Genomic DNA, 16505 nt, shown 5'->3' on the forward strand with positions numbered 1-16505 from the left:
GTTTCATGAAGACAACAGGTGATCAATTTCTCGTCAAAAAAATCAATAAATCCATTGTTCTAGATACGATTCGGGAGCACTCCCCCATTTCGCGTGCAGCCGTGTCCAAAATGACCGGATTAAATAAAGGAACCGTCTCCTCTCTCGTACAAGAGTTAATCGACAATGGTCTCATTCTCGAGATCGGTACAGGTAAATCAAGCGGGGGCCGCAAACCCGTCATGCTGCTGTTTCATGAGACAGCTGGCTATGCGATTGGTGTTGAGCTGGGTGTTTCGAGTATTCGAACGATATTAACAAATTTGAATGGCGAGATGATCGAAGAAGATCAACGTCCACTTGATACGACGGATCGCGATCAGGTCATTGAAGAGCTGTTCGCAACAATTCAAGCGATGATCGAACGAGCACCGACCTCCCGTTATGGCATCGTGGGTATTGGCATCGGCGTGCCTGGCATCGTAGATGAGAAGGGGCAAATTCTATTCGCACCAAACCTTGATTGGGAGCATGTCGATCTGCATACGCTCGTATCCGATCAGTTCGGACTCCCTGTTACCATTGATAATGAAGCCAATGCGGGTGCAGTAGGAGAACTGCAATACGGCGCTGGCCGCTCTGCATTGAATATCGTCTATATTTCCGTTAGTGAAGGGATTGGTACGGGCATCATGATCGGCGGAGAGCTCTTCCGTGGTACTGCAGGCTTGTCTGGTGAAATGGGACATATGACAATAGAGGCTAACGGACGCAAATGCCGCTGCGGGAATAAAGGCTGCTGGGAGCTGTATGCCTCTGCTAGCGCCCATCCGAATTTTGACTTTAAGACCTTGCTGCGCTTGGCTTCTGATGGCGAGGCGGATGGCATCCGCGGATTTTATGAAATCGGTGAATATCTCGGGATTGGCATCAGTACGATTATCAACACCTTCAATCCAGAGCTCATCATCATTGGAAATCAAATATCCCGAGCGGAACGCTACATCACGAGCGCGATTCAACAGACGGTGGCATCACGTTCCTTATCCTATCACCGCAAACATACGACGATTCGATTCGCGCAACTCGAGACCCGCTCCACGCTGCTTGGCGCAGCGTATTATGCGATCGCTGGCTTTTTCTCGAAGGATCGTGCGACATTGGTGTAGTATGATGATTACTCTACTGCGATGACCTGGATATCGATGAGACTATCATGACTATATTCGGCCCCTTTGGTGTGCCTGCCCGTAAACGTCGTGTTAAAAGTCGCTTGGGAGTGTGGCTCCATCTGGAGTTCAAATGGATCGAAAGTTGCATCGCGCCATTCAGGATCATGCGAGAGAGGAACAACCTTCATTCTCGTCGCTTGACCATAATTGTAAATTCTGAATTCTTGGGATGAAATAGTCACATCACCCGCTTCATTGCGTACAATATAGGCTCGTCGATCCTTCGGAACGACTTGAATGGAGCCTGTGTCCTTCACATTGTAATGGATGAGGTACATCGTATTCTCCGTCACCCAGGGAATCACAGAAAATAATAGGATGACGCCAATCAACAGTCGACTAACAATCTTTGGATAGATGGGACGGTAACCGTTGACGACACCAATGAAACTAATTACCAACATTACGAGGCCGATAATATTCGGGATATGTAATCCTTGCGTCCCTTCGGACCACGGCGACAACCCGATCGCTCGAAACGCGACTTCACCAAGCGATTGATTCAGATGACTTCGCGCGAGCCAGATGAGTGAAATCATAAGCAGGAGCAAAAAAACATGCCGCTTCTTCATCTTGGTCCCTCCTAGCGCGGAATGCAGGGAGAATCTCCCTATGTATAGCATAGCTCATATTTACAAATAAACCCATAACAATCTGCTCGTGGCAACCGCTGATCCAACATGCCTATGGCTAACGAACCCAGTAATCGCTATTTGCCCCAAAATGGGCATTTTGAAATTCTAACGAATCGGTGACACGCTATTCCTTACATTTGAGCCTGTTTTCGCTCATTTTGAGCACAATAGCGTGTCTGGGATTCGTTAGCTCGATAAATGATCCAATTTGAGGTGAATAAGCTCTTTACGATTCGTTACACGCCAAATCCCCTTGCGCTATTTGGCAAGGGGATTTGTTCTGCCTACCAAGGTAATCAGCTGAAGCTTCAAAGGCGTGGGTGTATCCGATGCAGAGCTATAGCGTCCGCCTTTGTCATGAGGAAACATACCTAACCTTTCCATTCAACATTTCCTCATGACAACAGCGGCGAAATCGGATACACCCAGCCTCATAAGCTACTTCAGCTGATTACCTACACGCTCCTCATAACACAACAAATCCCCTTGCCAACAAGCACAAGGGGATTTCCACTAATTGAGTTCTGGCCGCTTCCCCGTTACGAGGAACACGACACTCTCGCCAATATTCGTTGCATGATCCGCGATCCGCTCGATGTAACGTCCAACGAACGTTAAGAGCATCGCTTGGGATACCGTCTTCGGATCTTCCACCATCAGCGTGAACAACTCACGCACGATTTGGCTATAGAGCTGATCCACAACGTCATCGTCTTTCGACATTTTGTAAGCCAGATCCACGTTCTCTTCCATATAAGCACGAATCGATTCAAAGATCATCTGCTGTACCGTCTCACCCATCCGCGGAATATCGATCAATGGCTTGACGAGCGTCTGCCCTTCAAGACGAACGACAACTTTCGCAATATCTACGGAGAGATCCGCCATACGCTCCAAATCGCTAGAGATTTTGAAAGCCACGAGAATGCGGCGTAAATCTTTAGCCACCGGCTGCTGTGTGAGAATCAACTTGGACCCCACATCCAGGATGCGTTCCTCCATGTGGTTGATCTCTGAATCGCGGGCGATAAGCGCTCGCGCATGATTTACATCCAAGCGCTGCAGCGATTCGATCGATTCTTTCAGCATTTGTTCCGTTTCGTTACCCATCGTTTCTAACAGCTTCGTCAGTTCATTGAGGCCTGAATCAAATTCTTTTCTAGGCATTGCCGTCTCCTCCTGCACATCGATTTCGGATTAACCGAAACGTCCTGTAATATAGTCCTCGGTACGTTGGTCCGTTGGATTCGAGAATAATTGCTCCGTCTGCGAGAACTCGACGACTTCCCCGTTCAAGAAGAACACGGTCTGATCCGAGACACGCGCGGCCTGATGCATGTTGTGTGTAACCATAACAATGGTATAGCGATCCTTCAGCTCTTGTACCAACTCTTCAATCTTCAGTGTCGAGATTGGGTCAAGGGCAGAAGTCGCCTCATCCATCAAGAGAATATCTGGATTGACGGCTAGTGCACGTGCAATACATAGACGTTGCTGTTGACCGCCTGAGAGACTAAACGCGGAACGCTTCAAGTAGTCTTTGACTTCATCCCACAGAACCGACTGGCGCAAGCTTTGCTCTACGATCTCATCAAGCTTCTGTTTACTCCGAATGCCGTGCAATCTCGGGCCGTATGCAATATTGTCGTAGATCGATTTTGGAAAAGGATTCGGCTGCTGGAACACCATGCCAACTTTCTTGCGAAGCGTCTCCACATCCACCTCATTGCTATAAATGTCCGTACCGGTAATTTCTACGCTGCCTACGATTTTCGTGCCAGCAATCATGTCATTCATACGGTTTAACGTACGCAGCAAGGTCGATTTACCACACCCGGATGGTCCGATAAACGCCGTGACCGCCTTTTCTGGAATCGTAAGAGATACATCTTTGAGCGCGTGGTACGTGCCATAATATAAATTCAATTTTTTGATATCGATCAACGTATTCATACGTTTCTTCTCTCCTTTAATTGCAGCTGGAATCGAGCGTCGAGCTTGTTGAAATAGTATTTACAAATTCTTAGAGTATTTGTTTCTGAGTAGGATCGCCGCAAAGTTCATAATAAGCAGCAAGCCAAGTAAGAGAATGATACCTGCAGCTGCAAGTTCATGGAAAGCTTCCTGCGGTCTCGAAATCCAGTTAAAGATCTGAATCGGCATAACAGTGAATGAGTCCATAATACCATTTGGCAAAAATGCCACGAACGTCAGTGCACCGATCATAACAAGCGGAGCCGTCTCACCAATTGCACGAGATAATGCGAGAATGACACCTGTCATAATCCCTGGCATCGCGGATGGCAGTACCGAACCGGATACTGTCTGCCACCGTGTTGCGCCCAGTGCGAAGGATGCATCACGGCGTTGTCTTGGCACCGCGCGCAGCGCTTCTTGCGCAGATACGATAATAATCGGAAGGACCAAGAGCGTCATCGTCAATGCGCCGGATAATAAGCTCCGTTCCAAATGCATACCGCGTACGAAAATCGTAAGTCCTAAGATCCCGTAGACGATGGAAGGCACGCCTGCTAATGTACTTATATTTAATTGAATAAGACGTGTAAGCCAATTCTTATTCGCATATTCTTCCAAGTAAATGGCCGCTCCGACACCTAGAATGAAAGAAATTGGCGTCATGATCAGCACCATATAGATGGAGCCTACGATGGCGGATTTCAGTCCAGCCTTCGAAGCCATCCGTGACGGATAGTTCGTGAACAAGTCCGGGGATAATCTCGATAACCCATCCATCATAATGTTCACGAGGAGCGCCATCAACGCTAGGATTCCAACGGCGGTCGCTGCGATAAAGAGTATATGCAGAATCCAATCGATTTTACGTCTACGGCTAATCTGTTCTCTGTTGGCATCTTGTAAAATACTCATCTGCTTAGTACTCCTCTCTGAACCGTCTTGCGACCCATTGGGCTAGAATGTTCAATAAGAATGTAATGACGAACAACGCCATCCCTACCGCATAAATCGTTCCATATTCGATAGACCCGTGTGGGATATCCCCAAGGCTCACCTGTACGATATAGCCTGTCATCGTCTGAATGCTCTCTAACGGATTGAATGTCAGCTTCGGTGTTGCCCCTGCTGCGACAGCAACGATCATCGTCTCTCCAATGGCTCTAGAGAACGCGAGAACGGCGGAGGATACAATACCGGAGAATGCCGCTGGGACAACGACCTTCAGCGCCACTTCAAATCTGGTTGCGCCAAGTGCATATGCACCTTGACGCAAACTGCGCGGTACGGCCTGCATCGCATCTTCACTTAAGGAAGATACCATCGGAATAATCATGATCCCGACAACAATACCGGCACTTAGTGCATTGAACACCCCCGTGTCCGGGAAAATTATACGAATCAATGGCGTTACAAATGTCAGTGCGAAATATCCATAAACAATCGTTGGAACGCCTGCCAACACTTCCAATACCGGCTTCACAATTTTCCGCACTCTCGTCGGTGCATATTCACTCAGATAAATTGCACTTGCTAGACCTACGGGAATTGCGAATAGACATGCAATGATCGTAATCATCATCGTACCGCTGAGCAGCGGGAGAATTCCGAATGATTTCGGCGCGATGAGCGGACTCCAATTCGTTCCGAAGATGAAATCGAAGATCGGGATTTTACGGAAAAAATCAACGGTCTCGGATAACAACGTGTAGACGATCCCGATTGTAGTTACAATCGAGACCGCAGCACATAAGAACAGGAATAGGGGCATCGCACGATCTAGGATGTACGTCTTCTTATTTTTGAAGGAGATGCTGGTTATGCCTGGGCGTTCCTTCGCTTGGTTCATGGTGTATGCCTCATTTCTATATCGTTCTACTTGTTAAGCGACGCAATTTGCTCGTCGTATTTCTCTTGCGGAAGAGCAATGAATCCTACTTCTTGCGCGAAGTTAGCTACATTTTTCAAATAGTATTCTGTGAAAGCTTTTACTTCTGGTTTTTCCAATGCTTTTGTGTTCAGGTATACATAGAGCGGACGGGAAAGTGGCGAATAAGAATTATCTTTGATCGTCTCTGCCGATGGTGATACAACAGCCGTTCCGTTATCGATAGGGACTAACTTCAACTTATCTTGGTTCTCTTCATAGAAGGAGAATCCGAAGTATCCGATGGAAGCTTTGTCGCCTTCAACACCAGACACAATCGAGTTCGTATCTGCTGCGAATGTAATTTGCTTGTCGTTACGGCTTTCTTGTGCTTTACCGTTAATCACTTCTGTGAAGTAATCGAAAGTTCCATGCTCAGATCCTGGCGAGTAAATTTTGATCGGCTCTGCTGGCCAGCCAGCGCGTACATCCGCCCAAGTCTTCGCGGTCGCTTCAGGTCCGTAGATTTTCTTCAACTCATCAAGTGTCAACTTGTCGACCCAAGTATTCTCTTTGTTCACAACAATGGACAGACCATCGTATGCGACTTCCAACTCTTTATAATCAATACCCGCTGCCTTTGCTTCTTCAGCTTCTTTATCTTTAATCGGACGAGATGCATTGCTCATCGCAATTTCACCTTTGACGAAGCGTTTGAATCCGCCGCCTGTACCTGCTGTACCCACCGATACGCGAACACCTGCATTTTCTTTACCGAATTCCTCTGCTGCTGCTTCTGTTAATGGGAAAACTGTACTTGAACCATCAATTTCAATCGTACCGGATAATGCTGCTCCAGTGCCTGTATCCGTTGTGCCTTTTCCTGCTTCATCTTTCTTACCTCCACCGCATGCTGCAAGTGCAACGGCAACGATTAACAACATGACTAACATCATGTAACTTTTTTTATTTTTGTGTAGCAATTCTACCACTCCTCTAGTTGATTGATTAACTTCTATAGCTGTATCATAAGATTCGAATGTTAAGGCTATTGATAGAGTTTGTTAACGGATTGTAAATTTTGAGTTTTTATTAAGATTTCGTAAAACGACGGGTGCTAGCTTGTCTTCTGCAACTGCTCAACGATCTGAGAGAGCGAACTCGTCACTTCGGATGTCTTCTTATCTGCAATGACCGATTGATGGCGAATATCCGATGCTTGCAGGCGATTCTCTTCTGCGGCGTGAGATAACCGTTCGAATAGGTCCTTCGCCCCAGTAACGAGCATGGCGCTATTGGCCGTCTCTTCCCGTCCGCTCTGGACATCACGCACCGTGCTCGTTACCGCTTGCGCGATCTGCTCGATCATTTCCGTAATCGCAAGTGCCGAACGCTTCGTCTCGTCTGCTAACTTCCGAACCTCCGCTGCAACAACAGAGAAGCCTTTCCCATGTTCCCCGGCTCTCGCCGCTTCTATCGCTGCATTGACAGCCAACAGATTACTCTTCTCTGCAATTTCACGGATAAAATGAGAAATCTGTGATACCGAGCTTGTCTTTTGCTGCAATTCATCAATCTGTCTCTCTTGCCTTTCCGCCTGCAGGGCAAAATTATTGAAGAGTAGCGATACTTTATCAAGTTCACTCTTGCCTTGAAGCGTCAAATGCACCATGTCCTCGGATTGCCTCATCCCTTGATCCGCTGCACTTGCTACTTCCTCAACCGAAGCATGAATCTGCTCGATTCTCTCCTCCATACGATGTGCAATCCCAAGCTGATCTTGGATCGATTGCTGCTGCTGCATCCGTGCGATGTGGAGCAGTACCCCCACCGTCAGAACCCCAATGAATTGTCCCTGGTTCGTCACGATAACGCAGTCGTACATATGTTTTTCCTCACGATTTAACGCCATATCAATCATCTCTTGCGGCCTTATATGTATATCCACGATCAACGGATTGGGGTCCATGATCTGCGTGATCGGTTTCTCATAATACAGATCTGCACCGTATTTTTTCCCTAGAAAACGGAAGAAGCGATCCTTCATCACAAGCCCCACAGGTTCATTGGTGATCTCATGACATACGACAAGGCATTCGCTATCAATTCCGCGATGGATCATCTGGACGACTTCACGACATGGCTGATTCGGCGAGATTACGCTAGGTACAGTAATAAATTTGTGAATCATTAGTGCTTTTGACATCGCTGTTCCTCGCATTCTTTGCTTTTGCTAATCAATTTACCATCCAACTATTAAATCAAGAGCTGCACTTTGTACTAAAAGTGTAAAATTTGGGCAAATTACGACCGAAGCTTATTTCGAATTTGAACAGAGGTGCAAAGGTGACGCAGCACAAATCAACCAATACCATACACAAACAAGAACAACGTCTCATCAAACTCTGTCTCGTCGTAGCGATCATTATGCTGCTCGCTTTAACACGGATGTTGATGAAATGGTTCTTATAAAGGAGGCGCGGTTCACATGAGTCACTATGATCCCGTCGTATACAGTCGGATGCTAACATCCATCACGCTTGGATTTCACATTATCTATGCCACCATCGGTGTGGGCGTCCCTATGCTCATTGCGCTCGCGGAATGGATGGGCATCAAGCGCAAGGATCCTCATTATCTATTACTCGCAAGACGTTGGGCACGCGGTTATACCATTACCGTCGCGGTAGGTGTCGTCACAGGAACGGCGATTGGACTACAACTAAGTCTATTGTGGCCAAGCTTCATGCTCGTCGCGGGACAGTCGATTGCACTGCCGCTCTTCATGGAGACGTTCGCCTTCTTTATCGAAGCGATCTTCCTTGGGATCTATTTATACACATGGAATCGATTCAAGAATCCAATCCAACATTTCATGCTGCTAATCCCCGTCGTCATCGGTTCATCGGGATCAGCCTTCTTCATTACTTGCGTGAATGCGTTCATGAACACCCCTCGAGGGTTCAATATCTCAGACACGGGGAAGCTGACCGATGTTCAGCCATTCCTTGCGATGTTCACAGCGTCCATGCCGACCAAAGCCGCACATGTACTCGCTACGGCCTATGTCACAGCTTCGTTCATCCTCGGTGCTATGGCGGCGATGGCTTTACTTAAGGGCAAGAACCATGTCTATTATCGAAAAGCACTCAAGATCACGATGGTGGCAGGGATCATCTTCTCTCTTGCGACGATTCTTATCGGAGATTTGTCCGGAAAATATCTCGCAGCCTATCAGCCTGAGAAGCTCGCAGCAGGAGAATGGCATTTCGAGACGGAACGTTACGCCCCGCTCATTGTTGGCGGTGTCCTCGATAGTCAGAACAAGGTGCACTATGCGCTCAAAATTCCTTTTGCTTTAAGCATTCTGGCGCACGGGCTGCCAAGCGCCGAAGTCCAGGGATTGAATGAGACACCCAAAGATCTTCAACCGCCGCTCTGGATCCACTACATGTTCGATCTGATGGTTTCCATTGGTATGCTGCTGTTATTTATTGGTCTCTGGTTCGTCATTGCGATTCGAAGACGGCGCAAATCAGTAGAACCAGCCAAACCGCTGAACAAGCTGTTGCTATCGCTTATCATTGTCGGCGCCCCACTGTCGGTCATCTCGATTGAAGCGGGGTGGATCTATACCGAAGTCGGTAGACAGCCTTGGATACTCGTTGGATTCATGAAAACAGTAGAAGGAGCGACCAAATCTGGACAAGTTGATCTTATGCTCTGGGTCTTTGTCGCATTATATCTTGTTCTCGGTGTGAGCAGTGCTTATGTCCTGCGGAGAATGTTCAAGCATCATCCGGCGGAAGAAGAATTGAAGGAGGAGGTCTAGCGTATGAGTTATGAAATCTTGGGGATTACCGTATTGTGGATTTTTCTATATGGGTACCTCATCGTTGCATCCATCGATTTTGGAGCTGGCTTCTATAGCTTCTTCAGTCTTATCACGGGGAAAAGGCATCGCATCCACCCGATCGTTGAACGGTATCTCGCCCCTGTGTGGGAAGTGACGAATGTCTTCCTCGTCTTCTTCTTCGTCGGCATCATCGGCTTTTTTCCAGAGACGGCGTATTACTATGGTACGTCCCTACTCGTCCCTGGCAGTATTGCGATTGTTCTCTTGGCCATTCGAGGGGTCTACTATGTCTACAGCCAGTATGGGAACCGCAACAATAAATTCTATATGTTCCTCTACGGGGTTAGTGGATTGCTGATTCCAGCGTCATTGTCCATTGTGCTGACGTTGTCTGAAGGTGGATATATTCACGAGAACAACGGTGTCGTCTCCCTGGATTACCACGCGCTGTTTACGAGTGGATATTCGTGGTCAGTCGTTGTGTTAGCCATCGTTAGCGTATTGTACATCTCCGCCATGTTCTTGTCGTACTATGCCGGCAAGGCCAAAGACAAGGAAGCCTTAGAAATATTGCGGCGTTATGCGCTGTTCTGGTCCGTACCAACCATTCTCTGCAGCTTCTGGGTATTCTTCTCGATTCAGCGTCATAACCTGGAGCATTTCAACAAAATGGTCGATAATGCCTGGTTCTTTATCGCATCGTTCATCTGTTACGCCATTGCTGTGTATCTCGTGTGGAAGCGGAGACGGCTTCAGGTATCCTTCGTCATGGTCATGCTTCAGTTCGGGTTCGCCTTCTTCGGGTATGGCAAATCGCATCTGCCGTACATCTTGGTTCCTTATCTAACGCTGCACGAACACTTTACCAACAAATCGATGGCCCTCGCGCTCGTCATTGTTTTCCTACTCGGACTACTCGTTCTGGTTCCTTCCTTGTACTTGCTGCTGCGCTTGTTCCTATTCGATGCGCACTATGTTCGAGGCAAGCTCAGTAAAAAATAACACGGAGGTTCACTGCCTATGGAAGTATTCCTGTTGTTCGTTGCACCGTTTATCATTATTATTCTCGCTGTTGCGGTGCTGTTCTGGTGGGGAACGATCGTGAAAGAGGATCAGGCTTGAAAGGACTATAGCTAGTTGGAGGAGGGCATTACGATTGCGCGTTTAGAGGGGTGGGATAGGTATGTGGGGACCCCATCCGCTTTCGCTCACTGTGCAGGCAAATTAACTGCTTTTTTGCAGTTATTTGAGCCACTTTCGATCACTGCGAGCGAATTAACTGCTTTTTTGTAGTTAATTGAGTCGATTTCACTCGCTGTGGCCAAATTAACTGTTTATTTGCAGCTATTTGGTCCGCTTTCGCTCATTGCAGGTGAAATTAACTGCTTTTGGGCAGTTATTTGAGCCACGTTCGTTCACTGAGAGCGAATTAACTGCTTTTTTACAGCTATTTGGTCCGCTTTCGCTCATTGCAGGCGAATTAACTGCTTTTGGGCAGTTATTTGAGCCATTTTCGATCACTGCGGGCGAATTAACTGCTTTTTTGCAGTTATTTGCCACCGCTACCCCTCCTACAATAAAAAAACGCCCAACGTTAATTTAAACGTTGGGCGCTATTTATTAGTCACATTAACGCGGCGCGCTTACCTTCTTGTTCATCACAAGCTTGTAACCTACCCCCCGAATGGAGTCGATCTGCACGGATTGTTGATTCATCTCCAGCTTCTTCCGTAGCGAACTCACATGGACATCGACGGTTCGTTGTCCGCCAATGTAATCGAATCCCCAGACGACGTTCATCAAGTCATCGCGCGTGATGACCATACCTGGTCGCTGGACCAAATAGAGCAGCACTTCGAATTCTTTCGGACGTAGTGGAATGGCTTCGCCATGCAGCACGACTTCATATTTCTCCGGATAGATCAGGAGCTCTCCGGCATGAATCACATTCTCCTTGGAAGCGGTTTGGGTTAACGAAGTATCATCGCCAGAAGTTCTACGCAGTACAGCCGAGACTCTTGCAAGCAGCTCCGCCACGCCGAATGGCTTCGTAATATAGTCATCGGCACCATGCTTCAAGCCTTGTACGACTTCTTCTTCCGCATTACGCGCTGTCAGAATAATAATTGGCGTCCGCATACCGGATTGCCGGATTCGACTCAAAATCTCAAACCCGTTCATGCCTGGCAGCATAATATCAAGAATAATCAAATCGTACATTTTCTGAAGGGCTGCCTGTAATCCCTCCGTGCCATGATCAATAACCGTAATTTCATATCCATCTTGCGACAAGTTATATGAGAGTAATCGAGCTAAGGTCGGCTCGTCCTCGATAATTAATATTTTTTGCGGCATGTGAGTCGCAACCTCCTCGTCAAGCTCTTACCGGTCTATTCGCCTCATTCATCATACCATGATTATGTTAACGGAGTGTAAATGTTTTGTAAATCGAAATTAATATTTACGAATTCACTTACTAAAATGCATGCTCTTGAACAACAGGAATTTCAATGACGAACCGAGTACCTACTCCAATCTCGCTGTCCACCGTAATGGTACCATCATGGGAATCAACCAGATGCTTTACAATCGAGAGGCCAAGCCCTGTACCACCTGAACTGCGTGATCTTGCTTTGTCCACCCGATAGAACCGCTCGAAGATCCTCGGCAGATCCGATTTCGGAATCCCAATGCCAGTATCGGAGATCGTGAATCGAATCCGTTCATAATCGCCTGCTGCGTTCAAATCAACCGGCTCCAAAATCACCTTCACCTGACCACCCTCTGGTGTATAGGAAATCCCATTCGATACCAGATTCAAGATGATCTGGCGCAGCCGATCTTCATCCGCTTCTGCATAGAGATGTTCAGGAACCTGGACATATAGATCAATGTGTTTCTTCGACGCTTCTGTTCGAAGCACATCAACCGTTGATTCGACGAAGCTTTGCAGCTCTACAGGAGAGAATTGCAGCGGTACACGTTTCGATTCAATTTTGGACAACTCTAGAATATCGCCTATTAACCGATTCAAGCGTTCACTCTCATCATAAATAATCTGTAAGAAGGAGTTCGCTGTCGCAGGATCATTTACAGCTCCGCTCAGCAAGGTTTCCGCGAACCCTTTGACCGCTGCAATCGGTGTTTTTAGCTCATGGGATACATTCGCGACAAACTCGCTGCGCATCCGCTCCAACCGCCGAATGGCCGATAAATCCTGCATCAACACCAGAATGCCGCCGAAATCTTCTTCCCAGATCATCGGGACGACATCAATCTCTAACAATCGTTCCTCGGGAAAATAAACCGTCACTTCGTCACGCATCATTTCACGCTTCTCAAGTCCTTCGGCGATCATCTTCGTCAATTCATACTGCTGCTTCACTTCGGTATACCGATGCCCCAGCAAATATCCCGTTTCTTTACCTAGAATATTCTCGGCCATCTGGTTGACGAGCACGATTTTGCCTGTAGGATCAACCATGACAATGCCGTTAATCATATGCTCGAGTACATTTTTCAATCGGTTCTCATTCTCACGAATCAGATTCATCTGAACTTGCAGACTATCCGCCATCGCATTAATCGCCGAGCCAAGCTGCTCAATTTCATCGACATTTTTCACATCGACACGCGTACGGTAATTCATATGTGAAATTTGGTGCGCGACGCGTGTTATTTTCTCAATCGGACGAGTAAGATTATGGGCAATGCGATAACTGATGATCCCTGCAAGGACAAACATGATCGCTAGACCCACGGTTAGATAGATCCATAAGGCACGAATACTCGCCTCTACATCTTTAATGCTCATCGCAAGGCGAATATAACCTTCGAAATAAGGCTTATTCTTCACTGGTAACGCAACATATAACATGTTCTCGCCCAGCGTATTGCTGTAGCGAATTTCACTGCCAAATCCCTTCGTCTTCGCATTCATCACTTCAAGTCGGTCCAAATGGTTATCCATCGACGTCGGATCATGGTCCGAGTCACCTAATACTTTGCCATCCTCACGAATGAACGTTACCCGTGCACCTGCGGATTTGCTGAGTAGATGAGCCGCCTCCGTCAATTGAATCATTGCTTCCGGATCCATCGCTTGAATTTGATTCCAATGATAGGTCGCATCAACAATTTTTATTTCCCGGGTCATATTATCTTCCAAAGCCTCGATATGCGACTTCTTGAACATCTGCACCATATAAAAGCCGGAAGCAGCCATCGATAAACCAATAAGGACGATCATGATCACCGTTAGTCGAACTTTGAATTTTTTCATCACACGCATCCTATCTGTTATTATGGTTTACCTCTTATCGTACCGAGACATGCCTTTTTTGGCTAGACGTCGTAATGTTAAGATTTTATGAAGCGCATGAAAAGCAGTTGCCATCGGCTGCTGGATTAGAATGGACAGGACGACCGGAATCGATGCTTGTGGCGTAAAATAACCCATGGCAATCACAATCCCCAGCGAGATATTCCGCATACCTGTGGCATACGCAACTGTAACCTGAAGCGCGGGATCGAGGATTTCCTTCATTAACCATCGTGAACCAACAGCTCCGACCCCATAACAACTGGCTACTAATAGAATAACCATTGGCACGAGCTTCATCATATCCTGTGATAAATCCTTTACGTACGGTGCTATCGCTGAAGCGTTCAATAGAATCACCGCCAGAAAAGCCAGCTTGGAAGTCGGAAGCATGAACGGCGCTGTCTGCGTCTTGGCATGCCCCTTCGATAATTCATGCACAGCGACACCAATCACTGTAGGGAGAACAACGATCCAGATTAAATCCAGCATGACACCCCCCGTATCGATCGACACCATCTGGCCGAACATCCACTCGATCGAATGAGGGACAACCAACGGACTTAACGCTGAATCAAGTACGACCAAGGCTAAGATTAGCGGCACACTCCCTTGCGACAGACCTACCCATATGACGGAAGAGACGCCAAGCGGAATCACCGTGAACAACACCATGCCAACGACATATGGTGAATGCGCACCGAATACAGCCGAACCGAGCAAATAGGCAATTATCGGTGACAGCAGATGAGCTAACCCTAATGTCAACAACATTATGCCTGGTTTACGGAATACCTGTCTCACATGTCCCACACCGCATCCCATCGCCATCACGAACGTCGAATATCCGAAGAGATATGGGATAGCGCCAATAGCCGGCTGCAGCAATGGACCAAAAAGAAACCCCAGCAATAAAGCACCCGGGGTCAGTAGGAACATGTATTTATCAACAAATTGACTGAACTGTATGCCAAAGGACCGCATAGCAGATCCTATTTGAACACTGGGTCTTTGAATTGAGATAATTTCGTTAAAGAGTCTTGCTCAACATCTGCATGCAAACTGTTACCATGGGAATCCATCGTTACAATCGCTGCAAACCCTTCAACCTGCAAATGCCACATCGCCTCTGGTATACCGAACTCCATAAAGTCCACACCATTTACCTTGTTCAGGCATTGCGCATAGTATTGCGCTGCGCCGCCGATAGCATTCAGATAGACTGCACCATGTTCTTGCAGTGCCGCGAGCGTCTTTGCACCCATGCCGCCTTTACCGATAACCGCACGGATTCCGAACTTCTTAATAATATCGCCTTGGTAAGGTTCCTCACGAATGCTCGTCGTCGGTCCAGCAGCCTTCACATGCCAGCCGTCCTCATCCTTCAGCATGACAGGTCCGCAGTGGTAGATCACCGCACCATTCAAATCAATCGGTGCATCGTGATCCATCAAATATTTATGAAGCGCATCTCGGCCCGTGTGCATTTCCCCATTAATTACAACAACATCTCCAACGCGAAGGGAGCGAATTTGCTCTTCTGTAATCGGCGTTGTGAGTACAACTTCACGGCGTTCCGTCGGTTCAACTTCACGAACCTCTTCTTCAGCAGCGTCGTTCATCGTCACTTCTGTACCTTGCTCATAGATCCATTCTTGAATTTCACCATTATCTGCGTTAAGCAATACCCCTTGTCTGCGGTAAGCCCAACAGTTGTATGCCACGGATACGAAGAAGCTTGCTGGAAGACGATCCATCACGCCGACTTTACAGCCCAGCAGCGATACTTGTCCGCCGAAGCCCATCGTTCCGATCCCTAATTTGTTCGCATTCTCCAAAATATATTCTTCAAGCTTCGCCAGATCTTCAACCTCGTTCACATCATCGACATGACGGAACAATTGCTGCTTCGCCAGTTCATATCCCGTTGTCCGATCTCCACCGATTCCAACGCCGATAAACCCTGCGCTACAGCCTTGGCCTTGCGCTTGATAGACGGCATGCATAATACATTTGCGAATCCCATCAAGATCGCGTCCCGCTTTGCCGAGCCCTTCGAGTTCGGTTGGCAGACTATATTGGATATTTTTGTTCTCGCAGCCGCCGCCTTTGAGTATAAGGCGTACATCAATATCATCCCGTTCCCATTGCTCGAAATGAATGACCGGCACACCAGGACCGATATTATCACCGGAGTTCGCACCTGTTAATGAGTTCACAGAGTTGGGACGCAGTTTGCCGTTCTTCGTCGCACGTTGAATGGCACTTTTGATTTGCTGCTTCATTACGATTTGGTTGGCCCCAACGGGGGTATGAACGATAAATGTCGGCATCCCGGTGTCTTGGCAAATCGGAGACACGTTACATTCCGCCATCTCAATATTCTGAGCGATTGTCGATAGCGCAATCCCTGCACGGGTCGCCTGATCTTCCGCCTCACGCGCTCTCTTCACTGCACGCCGTACATCCGCCGGCAAATTCGTCGAAGTCTCTACAATCAACTGATAGACGCTCTCTTCAAACTGCTGCATGTTGTCCATTTTCCCCTCTCATGATTCACGAGATCCTATTTTAACCATCGCTACTATCATAGCATAGCTAGCTGGATCTATAAACGCTTTCATGTCCAATGGATGTAAAT

Annotated in this window: 17 protein-coding genes; 6 read left to right on the forward strand and 11 right to left on the reverse strand. The window is 47.4% G+C overall.

Annotated features, from left to right (window positions below; translation table 11 throughout):
• Positions 1–5: 5 nt before the first annotated feature.
• Positions 6–1148 carry an ROK family transcriptional regulator gene (locus C558_RS0109640; RefSeq protein WP_018756054.1) on the forward strand — a complete coding sequence of 381 codons (1143 nt, stop codon included), beginning with the start codon at positions 6–8 and terminating at the stop codon, positions 1146–1148.
• Between the two features lie 8 nt (positions 1149–1156).
• On the opposite strand, the gene C558_RS0109645 is transcribed toward C558_RS0109640, so the two are convergent.
• The 7 genes from C558_RS0109645 to C558_RS0109675 all read right to left on the reverse strand — a co-directional run bounded on the left by C558_RS0109645 (position 1157) and on the right by C558_RS0109675 (position 7893).
• The gene (locus C558_RS0109645; protein WP_018756055.1) at positions 1157–1783 is read right to left on the reverse strand and encodes a hypothetical protein; all 627 of its coding nucleotides are present in this window, start codon (positions 1781–1783) and stop codon (positions 1157–1159) included.
• Positions 1784–2359: 576 nt separating this feature from the next.
• A complete protein-coding gene (gene phoU / locus C558_RS0109650; RefSeq protein ID WP_018756056.1) occupies positions 2360–3013 on the reverse strand; it encodes a phosphate signaling complex protein PhoU in 654 nt (217 codons plus the stop codon).
• Between the two features lie 30 nt (positions 3014–3043).
• The gene (pstB, locus tag C558_RS0109655) at positions 3044–3799 is read right to left on the reverse strand and encodes a phosphate ABC transporter ATP-binding protein PstB (protein ID WP_018756057.1); all 756 of its coding nucleotides are present in this window, start codon (positions 3797–3799) and stop codon (positions 3044–3046) included.
• A 60-nt stretch (positions 3800–3859) separates the two neighbouring features.
• A complete protein-coding gene (gene pstA / locus C558_RS0109660) occupies positions 3860–4735 on the reverse strand; it encodes a phosphate ABC transporter permease PstA (RefSeq protein ID WP_018756058.1) in 876 nt (291 codons plus the stop codon).
• A 4-nt stretch (positions 4736–4739) separates the two neighbouring features.
• Positions 4740–5669 (reverse strand): phosphate ABC transporter permease subunit PstC, encoded by a 930-nt coding sequence (gene pstC, locus C558_RS0109665; RefSeq protein WP_018756059.1) that lies wholly within the window; start codon positions 5667–5669, stop codon positions 4740–4742.
• Between the two features lie 26 nt (positions 5670–5695).
• Complete coding sequence (locus C558_RS0109670) at positions 5696–6643, reverse strand: PstS family phosphate ABC transporter substrate-binding protein (RefSeq protein ID WP_018756060.1); 948 nt, start codon at positions 6641–6643, stop codon at positions 5696–5698.
• Between the two features lie 161 nt (positions 6644–6804).
• Positions 6805–7893, reverse strand: a complete 1089-nt coding sequence (locus tag C558_RS0109675; protein WP_018756061.1) for a methyl-accepting chemotaxis protein — start codon at positions 7891–7893, stop codon at positions 6805–6807.
• Between the two features lie 122 nt (positions 7894–8015).
• Here C558_RS0109675 and C558_RS33725 point away from each other — a divergent pair, with 122 nt between their 5' ends.
• From C558_RS33725 to C558_RS33730, 5 genes are all read left to right on the forward strand, one after another.
• Positions 8016–8159: a hypothetical protein gene (locus C558_RS33725; RefSeq protein WP_169445341.1), complete on the forward strand. Its 144-nt coding sequence runs from the start codon at positions 8016–8018 to the stop codon at positions 8157–8159.
• 16 nt (positions 8160–8175) lie between these two features.
• A complete protein-coding gene (locus C558_RS0109685) occupies positions 8176–9519 on the forward strand; it encodes a cytochrome ubiquinol oxidase subunit I (RefSeq protein ID WP_018756063.1) in 1344 nt (447 codons plus the stop codon).
• Positions 9520–9522: 3 nt separating this feature from the next.
• The gene (locus tag C558_RS0109690; RefSeq protein WP_018756064.1) at positions 9523–10545 is read left to right on the forward strand and encodes a cytochrome d ubiquinol oxidase subunit II; all 1023 of its coding nucleotides are present in this window, start codon (positions 9523–9525) and stop codon (positions 10543–10545) included.
• An 18-nt stretch (positions 10546–10563) separates the two neighbouring features.
• Positions 10564–10665 (forward strand): cytochrome bd oxidase small subunit CydS family protein, encoded by a 102-nt coding sequence (gene cydS, locus C558_RS35190; RefSeq protein ID WP_018756065.1) that lies wholly within the window; start codon positions 10564–10566, stop codon positions 10663–10665.
• A gap of 250 nt (positions 10666–10915) precedes the next feature.
• Positions 10916–11146: a hypothetical protein gene (locus C558_RS33730; protein WP_156826053.1), complete on the forward strand. Its 231-nt coding sequence runs from the start codon at positions 10916–10918 to the stop codon at positions 11144–11146.
• Positions 11147–11172: 26 nt separating this feature from the next.
• Here C558_RS33730 and C558_RS0109700 read toward each other — a convergent pair whose 3' ends face one another.
• From C558_RS0109700 to C558_RS0109715, 4 genes are all read right to left on the reverse strand, one after another.
• Positions 11173–11898 (reverse strand): response regulator transcription factor, encoded by a 726-nt coding sequence (locus tag C558_RS0109700; protein WP_018756066.1) that lies wholly within the window; start codon positions 11896–11898, stop codon positions 11173–11175.
• Positions 11899–12019: 121 nt separating this feature from the next.
• Positions 12020–13825 (reverse strand): two-component system histidine kinase PnpS, encoded by a 1806-nt coding sequence (gene pnpS, locus C558_RS0109705; protein WP_018756067.1) that lies wholly within the window; start codon positions 13823–13825, stop codon positions 12020–12022.
• A 27-nt stretch (positions 13826–13852) separates the two neighbouring features.
• Positions 13853–14848, reverse strand: coding sequence for a bile acid:sodium symporter family protein (locus C558_RS0109710; RefSeq protein WP_018756068.1), 996 nt, complete (start codon positions 14846–14848; stop codon positions 13853–13855).
• Positions 14849–14856: 8 nt separating this feature from the next.
• Entirely contained in the window at positions 14857–16395 is a 1539-nt protein-coding gene (locus tag C558_RS0109715) for a fumarate hydratase (protein WP_026263824.1), read from the reverse strand.
• Positions 16396–16505 lie beyond the last annotated feature (110 nt).

Source organism: Paenibacillus terrigena DSM 21567 (genome assembly GCF_000374845.1).
GTDB classification, from domain to species: domain Bacteria; phylum Bacillota; class Bacilli; order Paenibacillales; family Paenibacillaceae; genus Paenibacillus_K; species Paenibacillus_K terrigena.